17 protein-coding genes are annotated in these 16,464 nt (G+C 68.9%); 11 read left to right on the top strand and 6 right to left on the bottom strand.

Going from position 1 to position 16,464, the window contains the following annotated elements; translation table 11 throughout:
• Positions 1 to 247: 247 nt before the first annotated feature.
• Both ACH34T_RS37840 and ACH34T_RS37835 read right to left on the bottom strand, forming a co-directional pair.
• Positions 248 to 1,015 carry a deoxyribonuclease IV gene (locus tag ACH34T_RS37840; RefSeq protein ID WP_396025804.1) on the bottom strand — a complete coding sequence of 256 codons (768 nt, stop codon included), beginning with the start codon at positions 1,013 to 1,015 and terminating at the stop codon, positions 248 to 250.
• Between the two features lie 89 nt (positions 1,016 to 1,104).
• On the bottom strand, positions 1,105 to 1,404 hold the full coding sequence (locus tag ACH34T_RS37835) for a hypothetical protein (RefSeq protein WP_396025803.1): 300 nt from the start codon (positions 1,402 to 1,404) through the stop codon (positions 1,105 to 1,107).
• Between the two features lie 217 nt (positions 1,405 to 1,621).
• On the opposite strand from ACH34T_RS37835, the gene ACH34T_RS37830 reads away from it, so the two are divergent.
• The 6 genes from ACH34T_RS37830 to ACH34T_RS37805 all read left to right on the top strand — a co-directional run bounded on the left by ACH34T_RS37830 (position 1,622) and on the right by ACH34T_RS37805 (position 5,017).
• Positions 1,622 to 1,783: a hypothetical protein gene (locus ACH34T_RS37830; RefSeq protein ID WP_396025802.1), complete on the top strand. Its 162-nt coding sequence runs from the start codon at positions 1,622 to 1,624 to the stop codon at positions 1,781 to 1,783.
• A gap of 375 nt (positions 1,784 to 2,158) precedes the next feature.
• Positions 2,159 to 2,449, top strand: coding sequence for a 30S ribosomal protein S6 (gene rpsF, locus ACH34T_RS37825; protein WP_396025801.1), 291 nt, complete (start codon positions 2,159 to 2,161; stop codon positions 2,447 to 2,449).
• A gap of 53 nt (positions 2,450 to 2,502) precedes the next feature.
• On the top strand, positions 2,503 to 3,078 hold the full coding sequence (locus tag ACH34T_RS37820; protein ID WP_396025800.1) for a single-stranded DNA-binding protein: 576 nt from the start codon (positions 2,503 to 2,505) through the stop codon (positions 3,076 to 3,078).
• A 221-nt stretch (positions 3,079 to 3,299) separates the two neighbouring features.
• Complete coding sequence (gene rpsR, locus ACH34T_RS37815) at positions 3,300 to 3,536, top strand: 30S ribosomal protein S18 (protein ID WP_019631633.1); 237 nt, start codon at positions 3,300 to 3,302, stop codon at positions 3,534 to 3,536.
• Positions 3,537 to 3,552: 16 nt separating this feature from the next.
• Positions 3,553 to 3,999, top strand: a complete 447-nt coding sequence (gene rplI, locus ACH34T_RS37810; protein ID WP_396025799.1) for a 50S ribosomal protein L9 — start codon at positions 3,553 to 3,555, stop codon at positions 3,997 to 3,999.
• Positions 4,000 to 4,183: 184 nt separating this feature from the next.
• Positions 4,184 to 5,017: a peptidoglycan recognition family protein gene (locus ACH34T_RS37805; protein ID WP_396025798.1), complete on the top strand. Its 834-nt coding sequence runs from the start codon at positions 4,184 to 4,186 to the stop codon at positions 5,015 to 5,017.
• A 391-nt stretch (positions 5,018 to 5,408) separates the two neighbouring features.
• On the opposite strand, the gene ACH34T_RS37800 is transcribed toward ACH34T_RS37805, so the two are convergent.
• Positions 5,409 to 5,597 carry a hypothetical protein gene (locus ACH34T_RS37800; protein ID WP_052357975.1) on the bottom strand — a complete coding sequence of 63 codons (189 nt, stop codon included), beginning with the start codon at positions 5,595 to 5,597 and terminating at the stop codon, positions 5,409 to 5,411.
• A 63-nt stretch (positions 5,598 to 5,660) separates the two neighbouring features.
• Positions 5,661 to 6,986 (bottom strand): MATE family efflux transporter, encoded by a 1,326-nt coding sequence (locus ACH34T_RS37795; protein ID WP_396025797.1) that lies wholly within the window; start codon positions 6,984 to 6,986, stop codon positions 5,661 to 5,663.
• Between the two features lie 338 nt (positions 6,987 to 7,324).
• On the opposite strand from ACH34T_RS37795, the gene ACH34T_RS37790 reads away from it, so the two are divergent.
• From ACH34T_RS37790 to ACH34T_RS37770, 5 genes are all read left to right on the top strand, one after another.
• Entirely contained in the window at positions 7,325 to 9,955 is a 2,631-nt protein-coding gene (locus ACH34T_RS37790; RefSeq protein ID WP_396025796.1) for a replicative DNA helicase, read from the top strand.
• Positions 9,956 to 10,251: 296 nt separating this feature from the next.
• Entirely contained in the window at positions 10,252 to 10,419 is a 168-nt protein-coding gene (locus tag ACH34T_RS37785; protein WP_396025795.1) for a hypothetical protein, read from the top strand.
• A 266-nt stretch (positions 10,420 to 10,685) separates the two neighbouring features.
• Positions 10,686 to 11,108: an MmcQ/YjbR family DNA-binding protein gene (locus tag ACH34T_RS37780; RefSeq protein WP_396025794.1), complete on the top strand. Its 423-nt coding sequence runs from the start codon at positions 10,686 to 10,688 to the stop codon at positions 11,106 to 11,108.
• Positions 11,109 to 11,254: 146 nt separating this feature from the next.
• On the top strand, positions 11,255 to 12,136 hold the full coding sequence (locus ACH34T_RS37775) for an NAD(P)H-binding protein (RefSeq protein ID WP_396025793.1): 882 nt from the start codon (positions 11,255 to 11,257) through the stop codon (positions 12,134 to 12,136).
• A 128-nt stretch (positions 12,137 to 12,264) separates the two neighbouring features.
• The gene (locus tag ACH34T_RS37770; protein WP_396025792.1) at positions 12,265 to 13,893 is read left to right on the top strand and encodes an FAD-binding oxidoreductase; all 1,629 of its coding nucleotides are present in this window, start codon (positions 12,265 to 12,267) and stop codon (positions 13,891 to 13,893) included.
• A 4-nt stretch (positions 13,894 to 13,897) separates the two neighbouring features.
• On the opposite strand, the gene ACH34T_RS37765 is transcribed toward ACH34T_RS37770, so the two are convergent.
• Together ACH34T_RS37765 and ACH34T_RS37760 are read right to left on the bottom strand one after the other, a co-directional pair.
• On the bottom strand, positions 13,898 to 14,230 hold the full coding sequence (locus tag ACH34T_RS37765) for a hypothetical protein (protein WP_396025791.1): 333 nt from the start codon (positions 14,228 to 14,230) through the stop codon (positions 13,898 to 13,900).
• Positions 14,231 to 14,420: 190 nt separating this feature from the next.
• Complete coding sequence (locus tag ACH34T_RS37760; protein WP_396025790.1) at positions 14,421 to 16,019, bottom strand: hypothetical protein; 1,599 nt, start codon at positions 16,017 to 16,019, stop codon at positions 14,421 to 14,423.
• Between the last annotated feature and the right edge of the window lie 445 nt (positions 16,020 to 16,464).

Here is a 16,464-nt window from a genome sequence, read left to right as displayed (position 1 = left end):
GGTCGCGATCTCGCCGCTCGCCCTTCCCCGTTGCCTGGCCGCGATTTCGGCGCTCGGGTTCCCATGTCCAGTGGTGATCTCGCCGCTCGGGGTTCCTGCTGTCCAGCGTGATCTAGCTGCTCGTGCTCCGTCGTCCGGCGGCGATCTCGCCGTTCGACCTTCCCATCGTCCGGCTGCGCTTTCGGCTCCCTCGACCGCGGCGTGCGGGCGTGATATCGCCGGGTCGGCCGGCCTTCTTGTGCGGACGTCAGACCTTGGAGCGCAGCCAGGAGATGTCGTCGGCGTGTCCCTCCGCGGGTGTCTCCACCACGACCGGAGCGTCCGCGGCCCTCACCACGGCCAGGATCAGCTCCGTGTCGATGGTGCCGCTGCCGAGATTGGCGTGCCGGTCGGCGCCGGAACCGAACGTGTCGCGGCTGTCGTTGCAGTGCACCAGATCGATGCGGCCGGTTATGGCCTTGATGCGGTCGACGGCGTCCACGAGTTCCTCGCCCGCGGCATGCGCGTGGCAGGTGTCCAGGCAGAAACCGAGCTTGGACTCCAGCCCGGGAACCCCGGACAGCACCTCCCACAGCCTGGCGATCCGGTCGAACTTGCGCGCCATGGCGTTACCGCCGCCGGCGGTGTTCTCGATGTAGACCGGGATCGGGCATTCGATCCTCTCGAACACCTTGCGCCAGTTCTCGAAACCCAGCTCGGGGTCGTCGTCCCTCAGCACATGCCCGCCGTGGACGATCAGCGCCTTGGCGCCGATCGACGCCGCCGCCTCCAACTGCTGCGTGAGGTTCTTACGGCTGGGGATGCGGATCCTGTTGTTGGACGTCGCAACATTGATCGTGTACGGGGCGTGCACGTAGACGTCCACCCCGGAGCCCGTCAGCGCCTCGACGCCCTCAGGCAGGACGGGTTTCTTCCACCCCTGCGGGTCGCCCAGGAAGAACTGGACGACGTCGGCGCCGATCGCGCGGGCGTTGTCGAGCGGGTTGGTCTGGTCGACGTGGGCTCCGATACGCATGCCTCCGAGCCTAGCCCCGCCCTACGACAGCCTGGGGAGCGTCCCGGAACACGTCCCAGCGGGGGCCGAGGGGTCAGAGGGTCGGAGGGTTAGAGCGAGAAGCCGCCGTTGCTCAGGGCGAAGGCGGCGCCCATGAACGAGGCCACCATGCCGATGACGTTCAGCCACCGTTCGTTCGTCGTCGCGGAGATCAGCTGGGAGTACAGCGCGAGGGGCAGGCCGATCACTCCGGCGACGGCGCCGGCGAAGTGGGTTGCCGGGATCCAGCCGAGGACGAGGGCGGCGAGCCCGATCGTGACGGCGGCGACGGCGAGAACGTCCTGGAGCCGGTGCGATTCGGCCTGTGCGGCGACGGCCTGCCGCTTCGTGCCTGCTGCCTCCTGGGGCATCGGGATCCTCCTCCAGGTCAGGTCTCCCGCGCCGGGGCTCAGGGTGCGCGCGGGACCGGACGGACCACGTCCTTAGAAGTTCCCAGCGGTGCCGAAGATCAACCGGCGGAGGCGCGCGGAAATGTCGGCCGAAGGCGGTACTGTCGAACATGGATTCGAGAACACCGGCTCGGTTCGGCCCCCGAGGGAAGCGGGGGAGAGCAGGAGGTGCACCATCGTGACGAAATCGGAGTTCGGGCTCGTCGGTGAGGCGGAGCTCGTGGAGGAGCTGTCGCTCCTGACGACCCAGACCGCCCGCATGCGCGCCCGCATGGCCGACATCATGGCGGAGCTGGAGCGGCGCCGCTGCGCCAGGACGGTCCCGAGAGCAAGACGCTGAACCGACCCCAGCACACGCCCTCATAGCGCAAGCCGTTCGCACCCACAGCGCCCAGTGCCCCGTGCCCAGTGCGACGTCCCGGCTCCCCTGCCTCATCGCCCCGTGTGTTTCCGGGGCCCGCATGGAGGTGGTGCGGGTGTCTCCTGCGGTTCTGGAGGGGCGGTAGCGCGGGGAGGGCGGTGCGCAGGTGTTCGCTGGGCTGGTGTTCTGCACGGGGAACCGGCTCTTGTGCTGCCCGACTGTTGGTAGCCTGTATCGGTCTCGCGGCGGGCGCGCCCGGCGATCCGGGTTCCGGCGCAGCCGCGAGGGACGCAACAGCCCTCCTGTCACGGAGAGACCGTGACCGCATCAGTCCAGAGGAGGTAGGGACACAGCATGCGTCGTTACGAACTCATGGCCATTCTCGACCCCGCCGTCGACGAGCGCACCGCCAACACCGCGCTCGACCCGTTCCTGCAGGTCGTCAAAGATGGCGGCGGCAGCGTGGAGAAGGTCGACGTCTGGGGCCGCCGGCGCCTGGCGTACGACATCCAGAAGAAGTCCGAAGGCATCTACGCGGTGATCGACCTGTCGGCCGAGCCTGCCACGGTCAAGGAGCTCGACCGGCAGCTCAACCTGAGCGAGTCGATCCTCCGCACGAAGGTCATCCGCCCCGAGGTCCACTGAGCCAGGCGCCCAGCGTCAGGCCCCAGGCCCTCACAGCAGCCGGAGCGAGCCCCATGGCAGGCGACACCGTAATCACCATCGTCGGGAACCTCGTCGAGGACCCGAACCTCCGTTTCACCCCGAGCGGCCAGGCGGTCGCGTCCTTCCGCATCGCCTCGACCCCGCGGTTCTTCGACCGCCAGTCGAACGACTGGAAGGACGGCGAGGCGCTCTTCCTGACCTGCAACGTCTGGAGGCAGGCCGCTGAGAACGTGGCCGAGACCCTGCAGCGCGGCATGCGGGTGATCGTGCAGGGCCGCCTCAAGCAGCGGTCGTACGAGACCCGCGAAGGTGAGAAGCGCACCGTCTTCGAGATCGAGGTCGACGAGGTCGGCCCGTCGCTGCGCAACGCCACCGCCAAGGTCAACAAGACCCAGCGGCAGGGCGGCGGCAACTTCGGTGGCGGCGGTGGCGGCGGCCAGGGTGGCGGCGGCGGTTTCGGTGGCGGCGGCCAACCGAGCGGCGGCTTCGGCGGTGGCGGTGGCGGCGGCCAGCAGGGCGGGGGCGGCGCCCCGGCCGACGACCCCTGGGCCACCGGCGGCGGTGGCGGCGGAGGCGGCGGCGGATTCTCCGACGACCCGCCCTTCTAACCGCCCAGCCGTTCCGGTCGTCCGTTCCGGTCGTCCGGTTCGGTCGTCCGGTTCCGGTTGGCCCTTCGGTCGGTCGTTCCGGTCGGTCGTTCCGGCGGGCCGGGCCTTCGGAGCGTTCACCGCTCCACGCACGATCAGGTTCACCGCTCCATGCACGACCAGCAAGATCAATGACAACGTCCATTCCCGCGTGAGCGGGGCTCTCCCAAAGGAGCACCACGATGGCGAAGCCACCTCCCCGCAAGCCGAAGAAGAAGGTTTGCGTTTTCTGCCAGGAGAAGATCTCCTACGTCGACTACAAGGACACCGGGCTGCTGCGGAAGTTCATCTCCGACCGCGGCAAGATCCGTGCCCGGCGGGTGACCGGCAACTGCACCCAGCACCAGCGGGACGTCGCCACGGCGATCAAGAACGCCCGCGAGATGGCGCTGCTGCCGTACACCAGCACGGCGCGCTGAGCCAGGGGGAAAGATCATGAAGCTCATCCTGACCCAGCAGGTCTCCGGGCTCGGCGAGCCCGGTGACGTCATCGAGGTCCGCGACGGCTACGGCCGCAACTACCTCGTCCCCCGCGGGTTCGCCATCAGGTGGACCCGGGGCGCCGAGAAGGAGATCGAGTCGATCAAGAAGGCGCGGTCGGCCCGCGAGATCGCGACCGTCGAGCACGCCAGGGAGGTCGCCGGCCAGCTCAAGGCGCTGCGGGTGACGCTGCGCACCCGCACCGGCAGCGGCGGCCGCCTGTTCGGCGCCGTGACGGCCGCCGACATCGCCGAGGCGGTCCGCGCCGCCGACGGCCCCGACCTGGACCGCCGCCGCATCGAGATCGGCAACCCGATCAAGACGGTCGGCACGCACCGCGTCAGCGTTCGCCTGCACAGCGACGTCAACGCCACGATCGACGTCAACGTCGTCGAGGCCTGACAGACCGTCCGCAGAACAGACCGTCCGCAGAACGGCCCCGCGTCCACCCTGGGTGGGCGCGGGGCCGTTCGTGCTATTTCCGCGTTTCATGTGAAACGTCCGTGAACCGCCCTGTGCTTGGCCGATGTGCAACGGTCCAACTACGTTCCGTAACTAGAACATCGCGGGATGAAGGGGGACGGTGTTGAACGCGCATTCGGAGGAGGGCGCGGACGCCCGGGAACGCGACGGTTCACCGGTCACGCGCCGGTCGGTCATCGGCGGCGTGGTGGGGGCCGGTCTGCTGGAGATGCTGTCCGTGGCGTCTCCCGTCCAGAATGGGGCCATGGCGGACGATCTTCCCGCCGGGCCGGGTGAACGTCCGGGCGCCGGCGAGGGCGTGCTCTTCACGGCGGACGCTCCACGCGTGTACACCCGCGAGCAATGGAACGCGCGCCCGCCGCGCCGTCCAGCCAAGGTGCTCGACCGCCGTCCCGACCACATCATCGTGCACCACACGGCCACGGCGAACGCCACCGACCGTTCGCTCGCCCACGCCTTCGCGCTGTCCCGGTTCATCCAGGACTTCCACATGAACAAGAACCGCTGGGACGACGCGGGCCAGCAGCTCACCATCAGCCGCGGCGGCATCGTGATGGAGGGACGGAACAGGAGCCTCAGCGCCATCCGGGCCGGTGACCTCGCCGTCGGCGCCCAGGTCCTGCACCACAACGAGCACACCATCGGGATCGAGAACGAGGGCACGTACACGAAGAAGGCTGTCCCGCGCCGCCTGTGGGATTCGCTGGTGGAGGTGTGCGTCTGGCTCTGCCAGTCGTACGACCTGGAGCCGTCCAAGGCCATCGTGGGGCACCGCGACTTCAACAAGACCGCCTGCCCCGGCGACGTCCTGTACGCCCGCCTGCCCGCCCTCCGCCGCGCCGTGGCGGAACGCCTCGACGGGGGTTCGGGCCCGCCCGAGAACGCCACCGGAGACGGGCTCCTGCCCATCCTCCCGCCCCTGGACGACCTGACCTGACCCGACGCCCCGACCTGACGACGACCTGACCCGACCCGACGACCTGACCTGACCGACGGCCGGACTTGACCCGACGTCCCGACGACCCGACCCCGGATCTCGACCGTGGCCTGCGCATAGCGGTGTCCCACCAGGCCACTCGGACATGGCGCCGCCCTGTCATGAGGATGGGTGTCAGGCCGTCCGGAAACGGTGCCGTTGGGGTGTGGGGGCGGAGTGTTGGGCCGTCCGGAAACGGCGCCGCCGGGTTGGGGGTGGGGTGTCAGGCCGCTTGGACACGGCGCCGCTGGGTTGTTGGGGTCGGGTGTCGGGGCGTCCGGGTACGGCGCCGCTGGGGTGTGGGGGTGGGGTGTTGGGCCGTTCGGGCACGGTGCTGTTGGGTTGTGGGGGGTCAGGTTTCGGGGGTGGTGTAGCGGGTGCGGCGGCGGGCGATCTCGGGGTCGATGCCCTCGACGAGCGACCAGATGCCCGCAACCCGCTCCACCAGGGTTTCCGGGGGCAGACCGGCCAGGCCCTCCGCCGCCAGGTCGTCGATCGCCTGCGTCAGCCGGGCCATCCGCTCGCCGTGCGTGGAACACATGTTCGAATAGTAGCGAGTGTGGCGGCCGGTGCGGGTGCGGTTCGCGGAATTGAGCGAAGGTCGTCAGCGGACGGCGCCCGTCACCATCCAGCGGTCGCCGCGGGCGCGGAGCCCCAGCGTGAGCATCCGGGTCAGCATCCACAGGGCGATCGCCGCCCAGAGGCCGGTCAGTCCCGCGTCCGTCCGGTAGAGGACGATCGCGGCGGGCAGGAAGACGGCGGTGGCGATCAGGGTCGTCGCGGCGAGGTAGGTGCCGTCGCCCGCGCCGATCAGGATTCCGTCCAGGACGAACACCACGCCCGCGACCGGCTGCATCAGCGCGATGAGGAGCAGCGACGCGAGCAGCAGGTCACGGACGCCGTCGTCCGACGTGAACAGGCCGGGCAGCAACGGCCTGACGACGAGGATCGCCAGGCCGAAGACCACGCCGCAGACGACGCCCCACCACACCATCCGGCGCGTGACGGCACGCGTGCCCGCGAGGTCGGACGCGCCGAGGTAGCGCCCGGTGATCGCCTGCCCGGCGATCGCGATGGCGTCGAGGGCGAAGACGAGGAGCATCCACACCTGGAATCCGACCTGGTAGGCGGCGATCTCCTCGTCGCCCATCCGTGCCGCGATCGACGTTCCGGCGATCAGGACGACGCGCAGCGCCGCCGTCCGGACGAGGAGCCCGAGGCCCGCCGTGGCGGACGTCCGCAACCCGTCCAGGTCGGGACGAACCGGGGCCCCGTGGCGGCGGGCCGCCCGTAGCACGACGGCGACGTAGACGGCGGCGCTGGCCGTCTGGGCGAGCACGGTGCCCCAGGCCGAACCGGCGATCCCCCCGTCCAGGACGATCACGAACAGCACGTTGAGCAGCAGGTTCATCGAGAACCCGCCGATCGACACGAGGAGCGGTGTGCGCGTGTCCTGGAGGCCGCGCAGCACACCGGTCCCGGCGAGGACAAGCAGCATCCCCGGGATCCCGAAGAGGCTGACCTTCAGGTAGGTCTCGGCGTACGGGGCGACGGCGGGGGACGCGCCGAACGCGTCGACGACGCCGGGGACGAGGGGCCAGCCGACCACGATCAGCGCGGTCCCGATGGCGAGCGCGAGCCACATGCCGTCGATGCCCTGCCGGACGGCGGCGCCCAGGTTCCCGGCGCCGACCTGTCGCGCGACCCCGGCCGTCGTCCCGTACGCGAGGAAGATGCACAGGTAGACGAGCGTGTTCAGGGCCTGCCCTGCGACTCCGAGGCCGCCGAGCGGCGCGGTGCCGAGGTGCCCGACGATCGCCGAGTCCGACAGGAGGAAGAGGGGTTCGGCGACGAGCGCGCCGAAGGCAGGCACGGCGAGGCGCAGGATCTCGCGGTCGTGCGCGGTCGCGAGCCGCCGGGGAGTGGACACCGCGTCGAGGGTACCAGCATGTAACTCACATAAAAACTTCACGCCTTACATCTCACTTCCGGGCGAACTTTCTTTCCCGCACACCCGGTGGATGATGTTTTCGCAGTTCAGCGGGCTGTTGTGTGCGTCGTCCACGGTGAATCCACAAAGTTGTCCACAGGTCGTGCACAACGGAATCGGCGTGTCTGCACAGGTGGTCCACAGGCTCGTCCACAGGATGCTTTGCTCCCGCCCGCGTGGGCTCGGGAGAATGTCGGACGCTTCAGGTAGACGTGAGATGAACGGTCGGCCATGGGGCGGACGGGGCCGCCGGCGACCGAGATGAAGGGGGTGCGACGGTGAGCGTGGCCGAGATTGGACCTCCAGAACCCGAGTTCGAGCGCACCCCGCCGCATGACATCTCCGCGGAGCAGGGCGTCCTCGGCGGCATGCTGCTCTCCCAGGACGCCATCGCCGAGGTCGTCGAGCTCCTGCGGACGCCCGACTTCTACCGTCCGGCGCACCAGATCGTCTACGACACCATCCTTGACCTCTACGGCCGCGGCGACCCCGCCGACGCCGTCACCGTCGCGGGCGAGCTCACCAAGAACGGCGAGATCGGCCGCATCGGCGGAGCCCCCTACCTGCACACCCTGATCTCCCTGGTGCCGACGGCGGCCAACGCCGGGTACTACGCCAAGATCGTCCACGAGCGGGCGATCCTGCGGCGGCTGGTCGAGACGGGCACCCGCATCGTCCAGATGGGCTACGCCGCCGACGGCGCGGACGCCGACGAGGTCCTCGACCGCGCCCAGGCCGAGGTCTTCGCCATCGCCGAGAAGCGCGCCGGTGAGGACTACATCGCCCTCAGCGAGATCATGCCCGGCGCCCTGGACGAGATCGAGGCGATCGGCAGCCGCGGCGGCCAGATGGTCGGCTGCCCCACCGGCTTCGCCGACCTCGACGCCCTCACCAACGGCCTCCACCCCGGCCAGATGATCGTGGTCGCCGCCCGACCTGCCATGGGTAAAAGTACGCTTGCTCTCGATTTTGCCCGAGCTGCCGCAATCAAGCATGGTTTGACCGCGGCGTTCTTCAGCCTGGAGATGGGGCGGAACGAGATCACGATGCGGCTGCTGTCCGCGGAGGCGCGGGTGGCGCTGCACGCGATGCGGTCTGGCACCATGCAGGACGAGGACTGGACGCGGTTGGCGCGGCGGATGAGCGAGGTCGCCGAGGCGCCGCTTTTCATCGACGATTCGCCCAACATGTCGATGATGGAGATCCGCGCCAAATGCCGTCGGCTCAAGCAGCAACACGACCTCCGCCTGGTGATCGTCGACTATCTGCAGCTGATGACGTCGGGGAAGCGCGTCGAGAGCCGCCAGGTAGAGGTCTCGGAGTTCTCCCGTTCGCTGAAGCTGCTGGCCAAGGAGCTGGGCGTCCCGGTCATCGCGTTGTCGCAGCTCAACCGAGGTCCTGAGCAGCGAACGGACAAGAAGCCCATGGTGTCCGATCTACGCGAATCGGGGTGCGTCACGGCCGCTACCCGGATCATGCGCGCGGACACCAACGAGGAAGTCACGATAGGCGAGCTCGTGGCGAGTGGCGTACGTGATCTTCCTGTGTGGGCCCTCGATGAGCGCTTGAAGTATGTGCCGCGAACCATGACGCACGCCTTCTCCAGTGGACGTAAGGAGGTCTTCCGCGTGAGGCTGGCCTCAGGCCGGGAGATCGAGGCGACGGCCAATCATCCGTTTCTCACCTATGGGGGCTGGAAGCCGCTTGGCGAATTGCCTCCCGGCTCGCGTGTCGCCGCGTCCAGGCATGTGCCACCACCGCTGGAGCCCAGCCCGTGGCCGGAGGCCCGCGTGATCCTTCTGGCTCACCTCATCGGTGACGGGTCCTTCGTCAAACGCCAGCCGATCCGTTATGCCAGTGTGGACGAGGCGTGCCTTCAGGTCGTCACCGAAGCGGCTGAGCATTTCGGCGTCACCGCTGTGCGGGATGAGCACACTGCCGCTCGCGTCACCACTCTGCGACTACCGGCACCTTATCGACTCACGCATGGTCGCCGGAACCCGGTTGCCGAATGGCTTGACGATCTCGGACTCTTCGGGCTCCGTTCGCACGAAAAATTCGTGCCGCCGTCGGTGTTCAGCCTGCCCAAGGAGCAAGTGGCGCTTTTTCTCAGGCACATTTGGGCGACAGATGGCTGCGTGCACTGGGATGCAACTAGGGGTCGGTGCAATGTCTACTATGCCTCCACCAGTCGGCGGCTCGTGGACGACATTTCCAAATTGCTTCTACGGTTCGGCCTCCTTTCGCGCGTCAAGACCGTTACGAAAGGGGCCTATCGTCCTGGATATCAGCTCCATCTCTACGGTGCCGAGAACCAGCTTGCATTCTTTGCATCGGTCGGTGTGCACGGGGCGCGCGGAACCACTGCGGTGGTCGCAGCTGAGAACCTCCGTGGCATCCAGTCGAACACTAATCGTGACACCGTTCCTCGCGAAGTGTGGGATGACGTTCGAGCTATCCTCGCGGAGCGGCAAATGACGCATCGTGAATTCTCTGTCGCGATTGGGACCGAGTTCTGTGGCAGCGCTCTTTGGAAGCGCGCACCCAGCCGTGAGCGACTTGGTCGGGTAGCGGCGGCACTGGGCAGCGTTGAACTGGAGATGCTGTGCACCAACGACGTTTTCTGGGACGAGATCGTCGGAGTCGAGAGCATCGGAGAACAGGAAGTCTACGATGCCACTGTGCTGGGCCTCCACAATTTCTTGGCGAATGGAATCTCCCTTCATAACAGCATTGAGCAGGACGCGGACATGGTGATCTTGCTGCATCGGGAGGACGCCTACGAGAAGGAGTCGCCGCGCGCGGGCGAGGCCGACCTGATCGTGGCCAAGCACCGCAACGGGCCCACGGCGACGGTCACCGTCGCGTTCCAGGGCCACTACAGCCGTTTCGTCGACATGGCCCAGTGACGCGGGGAATCTGTAGCCCGCAGAAGACCCCGCTTTTTCTCCCTAGAAGTGGGGCTAGGAGTACGCCTCTCCCGGGGAGGCGGCGCCGTGAGCGTTGACCGGGAGGCCCGCACCCACTGCGGCCGCGACGTCGAACGTGCCGACCGGGGCCGTGAGGGCGTCATCGTCTGCCCCTCCTGCCGGAACGATCCGCAGGAGCTCGTACGCTCACGGCGACCGGGGCGACCGGGGCGACCGGGGCGACCGGGGCGGCCGCGGGGACCTTCGACAGCAAAGTCCGGCTGTGGGAGGTGTCCATGGGGCGCTGCCTGCGAACCTTGGCCGGCCACATCGGTAGCGTCCACTCCGCGTGCGTGACCCCCGATTCCCGTCACGTCCTGTCCGCGGGCTCGGACGGAACCGTACGCGTGTGGGAGCTCGACTGGGAACTGGCGGCGCCGGGCCCGGAGCCCGCCCGTCCGTGATCGGTCGCAGCAGGCTGGTTCGCTCACGCCTGGAGGGACTTGGTTTCCTTGCGGGCGCGGGTTTTCGTTCCGCCTGCCCGCCTGCCCGCCTGCCCGCCTGGTCGCCTGGCCGCCTAGTCGCCTGGTCGCCTGTCCGCCTGCCCGCCTGGCCGTCTGCCCGCCTGGCCGTCTGCCCGCCTGGCCGTCTGCCCGCCTGGCCGTCTGGTCGCCTCGCCGCCGGGCGGCGAGTTTGGTGGGCTCGGTGGTGTGGCGGTTACGCTGCGGGCATGTCTGCGGAGGAGCGCCCTGCCCGGGTCGAGGACGTCCACGAACTGGCGCTGGGGATGCCTCATGTGACGGTCGAGCACGGGAAGGGCGAGAACCCCGTCTACCAGGTCGGCGGCAAGTCGTTCGTGTTCTTCCGCACTCCGCGTCCCGACGCGGTCGATCCCGAGACCGGCGAGCGCTACCCGGACGTGATCGTGTTATGGGTGCCGTCCGAGTCCGACAAGCAGGCGCTGGTCCAGGATCGATCGTCGCCGTTCTTCACGACACCGCATTTCGACGGCCATCGGTCGGTGCTGCTGCGCGCGAGCCGGATCGGTGAGCTGACACTGCGGGAGCTGACGGAGATCGTCCAGGACGCCTGGCTGTCCCAGGCCTCGCGCCGCAGAGCGACGACCTGGCTCGACGCCCACCCGACCGAGTAAACCGGACGGGGCGCTATTCGGCTGGGCTTGGGGTTTGGTAGTTGCGCGGGTCGGCATTGTTTCGGCAATGGCCTCGAACGCGGTCACGTCCTGTCCGCATTGGTTCGTAGCTTCTGGGAAGCAGAACGAACACAAAGGGGGCACCTATGACGATCGTCGTCACCACACCGACCGGGCAGGTCGGATCCCGCGTGGTCCGGTTGCTGTTGCAGGCCGGTGTTTGTCCGCGGGTGCTGGTTCGCGATCCGGCGCGGCTGGACGCGGCGACCCGTGAGCGCGTCGACGTCCGGCAGGGCGACATGACGGACGCCGCGTTCGTCCGCGAGGCGATGTCCGGAGCGCGCGCGGTCTTCTGGGTCGATCCGACTCCGCACACGTCCGACGACCCGATCGAGACCTCCGACCGGACGGCGGACCCGTTGGTCGAAGCCGCCCAGGCAGGCGACGTCCCACGCGTCGTCCTGCTGAGCAGCGTCGGCGCAGAGAAGCGCCACGGAGCCGGTCACATCGACGCGCTGGCCCGGATCGAGGAGCGGCTCGACGCCACCGGCGCCGACACGCTCCACCTGCGCTGCGCCTACTTCTTCACCAACCTGCTGATGGACCTGGACGGCCTGGCCCGCGGCGTCCTCACCACGCCGTTCCGGCCGGACGCGCCCATGCCGTGGGTCGATCCGCGCGACATCGGCGACGTCGTCGCCGCGCGGCTGCTCAACGACGGCTGGAAGGGCCACGAGGTACAGGCCGTCCACGGGCCGGAGGACCTCTCCTTCGAGCAGGTCGCGGCCCTGCTCACCGAGGTGCTGGACCGGCCGGTCCGGCTGGACGTCGTCGGCGAGGACGACGTCCGGGCCGCGCTGACCTCAGCCGGGCTGAGTCCGGGCGCCGTGGAGGGCGTCGTCGGCATGTCCGCAGGGACGCGCGACCTGGTCCCCGAGCAGCCGCGCGACCTGGTGACCACGACTCCCACCCCGCTCGCGGCCTGGGCCTACGCCCACCTGCGCCCGGCCGTCCACAAAGCCGCCTGAACCCGGACGACCGCCGTTGCCGCTTGCGGGGGTTCAGGGTGTAGGCCTACCGCGGTGGTGGTGCTGGGCCTACTGCCCTTCGCCGTGGCCGCTCCTAGGTTGAAGATCATCCGAACTGAGGAGCGGGCATGGCGGAGAAGACCAGAAGGAATGTGCTGCGAGGCGGCCTGGCGGTGACGGCGGCGAGCCTTGCCGTCCCCGTGGTCGGGGCGAACCCGGCCTCGGCGGCCCCGGGCGGGGCGGGTTCGCGTCCTTCCGGCTGGCCGCCGCCTCCCGGGCCCGCCAAGGTCGGACGAGACGACCCGCGCTACCCGTCGCTGGCCTACCGGGGCTACAACCGGCGGTTCGTCGGCACGCCCGAGCATGTGTGGGTCGCCGGGACCACCGAACATGTCGTCCGCGCCGTGCAGGAGGCGGTCGACACCGGCAGGCGGGTCACGGTCCGCAGCGGCGCCCACGGATTCGAGGATTTCGTCGGCGATCCCGCCGTGCAGGTCGTCGTCGACATGAGCGCCATGACCGCCGTCTACCACGACCCTTCCCGCCGCGCCTTCGCCGTCGAGGCAGGGTCGTCGCTGGGGGAGGCGTACCGCAGGCTCTACCTGGGGTGGGGCGTGACGGTCCCGGCGGGATGGTGCCCGGACGTGGGCGCCGGAGGGCATGTCCCGGGCGGCGGTTTCGGGCCGCTCTCGCGGATGATGGGCCTGGCCGTCGACCACCTCTACGCCGTCGAAGCCGTCGTCGTGGATCACCGCGGACGAGCACGCAGCGTAATCGCCACGAGGGAGCAGTCCGACCCGAACCGTGACCTGTGGTGGGCGCACACCGGCGGCGGCTCAGGCACCTTCGGCATCGTCACCCGCTACTGGTTCCGGACGCCCGGCGCACGCGGCGACGACCCGTCCCGCCTCCTGCCCGCCCCACCGCCAACCGTGCTGAGCTTCACGATCACGTGGGACTGGCGGGACTTCCCCACCCAGGACGCGTTCGCGCGTCTCGTCCGCAACCACGGCGCGTGGGTGGAGCGCAACAGCTCCCCCGGGTCCCCGTCGACGAAGCTGTACAGCGAGCTCCAGCTCAACCGCCGCCCGCTCGGGCAGCTCGGCATGATCGGACAGGTGGCGGCCGCGTCCGGCGACGCCGAGCGGCTGCTGGACGAGCACCTGGCCGCGATCAACGAGGGCGTCCCGGCGACGCCGTCCCGCCAGGTGAGGAACCGGCCCTGGCTCGCCGCCGCGCTGGAGGGCTCGCCCGGCGACCCCGGCCCTCTGTACCGGCTGAAGGTGAAGTCCGGATATTTGCGCCGCCGCCTTACCGACCGGCAGATCGACGTCCTGCACCACCAGCTGACCAGGTCCGACTACGACCATCCGGGCGGCAGCCTGAGCCTCTACACCTTCGGCGGCCAGGTCAACACGGTCGCCGCGGACGCGACCGCCGCCCCGCACCGGGACACGATCATGAAGCTGTTCTTCGTCAACGGCTGGGAGGACCCGAAGGACGACGCCAAGCACATCACCTGGATGCGGGAGCTCTACCGCGACTTGTTCGCCGACACCGGCGGCGTCCCCGCGCCCGGCGACGGCGCTTTCATCAATTACCCCGACACCGATCTCGCCGACCCGGCCTGGAACCGCGGCGCCCCCTGGCACGCCCTGTATTTCCGCGATAACTATCCGCGGCTCCAGCAGATCAAGGCGAAGTACGACCCGCGCAACGTCTTCCACCACGCCCTTTCGGTGCGCGCGGAGGGCTGACCGTTCACTCGCCCTTCGTGTAGACGAGGTCGAAGTCGTGTTCCCAGGTCGCGTTGTCGAGCGACTTCTCCCAGCTGGCCTCGATGGTGCGGCCGTCGTCACTGAGCGTCCCGGAGAACCGCTGGTCGAAGCCGGGCGCATCGCGCCACATCTTCCACAGACCGTCGCTGAACGTCATCAGGTAGACGCGGGACACGCCACGCGAGTCGTAATAGAGGACGGTGTAAGTGTCGGACGAGTCGTCCCGGCTGACGAGTTGCGTCGCGGTCGGGACAGGCGTCGGCGGCACCGAGTGAATGCGCAGAAAGGCACCGCCCTCAAGCCAGCCGAACGTCACCGGGGCCTCCCCCTCCCCGAACGCGGGAACACGGACCGTCCATTCTCCGATCAGCGGTTCAAGCGGCTTCAGTGTCGGATTAGGTGGCAGCGATGTCATGGCAGAGTGCTCCGTTTCCTGTCGCCGAGCCACAGCACGGCGTGTCCGTGACCTCCGACATTAAGGGGTCGGCCGCGTCCCGCCGAGAGAGCTATCGAGGGCCGCCGAGCCAGACGGCCTCGGGAGACGGCCGGCTGTTGATCCGGTTGCCGGTGGTGGGGTCGATGTTGAAGACGCCGCCGGCGCCGCGGACGACATTGGGCCCCTGGAACAGCGACAGCTGATTGCTGACCTGGGCGGGTGTGGGCAGGCGGGGCGAGGAGTCCGTCCTGGCCCCGGCTTTGTTGATCGCCGTTGTGGCGGTCACCATCGCGTCGTGGCCGACGATCGTCCACCCCGACACGTGAGCCCTGGGGAACCGCTGTCCGTGGTGGGGACGGGTGAATTTGTCGATGAAGTCCTCGAACAGATCCCGGTGGGGATTGTCCTGGTCATCGAGCCGGCCGGGGTCGGCGAGCGGGACGTGCAGGATGTCCAGGGGCGCTTCGGGGGCGTGCAGGTTGGGGTCGTCGCGATCCTGGCCGTCGGCCTGGGACCCGGTGACCACGGTGAGAGGCTCGCTGTGGCACGGCCTGTGCCGCAGGTTCTTCAGCAGGACGGGCAGGAACGCCTGACGGCCCGCGTAGAAAAGAATGTCGGTGGACTTGGCACAGACCAGGTCGGAGATGGTGCCCGCCGCGCCTGGACCGCCGCGCGGGTCGTACAAGAACTCGAATCCGGTTTTGTCGAGATACGGCTTGAGGTCGGGTCCGCGAAAGGAAGCGCGCAACGACGCCGTGTAGAGGTCGGGTGTTCCCTGGGGCGTGTTCTCGGCCTGGACCAGCATGGCACTGGTGAGTTCGGGCCGCTTGGCCAGTTCCCTGCGGACCGCGGCCATCTGCGCCCCGCCGTTCAGGCTCACCCGCACCAGCCCTGGGATGCGGCCCTTGCCGTCGACCGCTCCGGTGGCGTCGAACCCGTCGGCGGTGTTGGTGTCGCCCACGATCGGGATCGCCGGCTCGGCGGCCAGCCGCCGCGCGGCGTCGACGCTCTCCTGCTGGCTCAACCCCACCCCGGCGATCGCGACGATCCGCTCCCGGGCCTGGCGGGCCTTCAGCTGATCGACTGCGAACCGCCAAGCGCTCTCGTCGCTCCCCATGTTCGCCACGACCATGCGAATCCGGGGTGAGCGCTGCTCGCGGTTCGCGGTGACCTGCCCGATGAAGGCGCCTTCGAGCTTGTGGACGTCCCGTCCGTCGAGCAGGCTGTAGGGCCCCTTTCCCAGCGGGCCCAGATACGCCACCGTCACAAAGTTGTCGCCCTCGTCCATGACCCGGCGGTTCTCGGCCGCGATCGCCCGCATCACCGGCTCCAGCTCGGGCCCGAAGATCTCGGCATGGCCGTCGAGCGTCCCGTCGGTCACCCCGACGCATTCCGCTCCACGCCAGGCCAACCCGTCGGCGCAGGCGTCCGAGGACCATGCGGACCAGGCGACCGGAACGACCACCACGACGACGATCACCGCCACGACCATCACGGCGACGACGAGCGATCTCGACCACCAATGAGCCCCGGGGACGGGAGACGATTCTTCTTCAGGCTGCGGCATTTCTTCTTCAGGCTGCGGCATTGCCGTCCGGAGCCACGCCTGCGCCCACCGTTCGATCTCGGTCCCGTCGACGACGCCGCAGGCGCGAACAAAGATGGTCACATTCCGGCGGCTGAGGCGGGCAGTGCCTTTGACCATTCCGTGGGCCGTCGCCCTGCTCAGAAATCCGCCGACCTCTGTCGAGCGATTTTCAATGGTCTGATAGCTCACTCCGGTCACATCACGTAACTCGCCGAGTTTGCTGCGTAGCACATCCCTCGTGGTCACCGTTTCCAGGCCCGGGATCGGGGGCAGGGGCGGATCTGTCACTGGGTCACTGCCTTCGTCCGGGAGCGTCTATTTACGTCTGTAGACGTCCAAGCGTAGAGAAGCCCCAGCCCACGGCGCTGCCAGATGCTCCGAAATGGGCATCTCATTACCGCCGGGGACGGGCCGCGGACGTCCAGAATCGACTCGATGGACGCCGAGTCCGTTTTGATCGGTCCAGATTCAGCCGAGGCCGTTCAGCGCCCGGCCGGACGGCGGATCAGCCTGTTGTCCTGGACTC

This window comes from Actinomadura sp. 9N215 (assembly GCF_044326345.1).
Classification (GTDB): Bacteria; Actinomycetota; Actinomycetes; order Streptosporangiales; family Streptosporangiaceae; genus Spirillospora.
The sequence above is the reverse complement of the archived record's forward strand: the minus strand, read 5'-3'. Positions and strand labels throughout refer to the sequence as shown.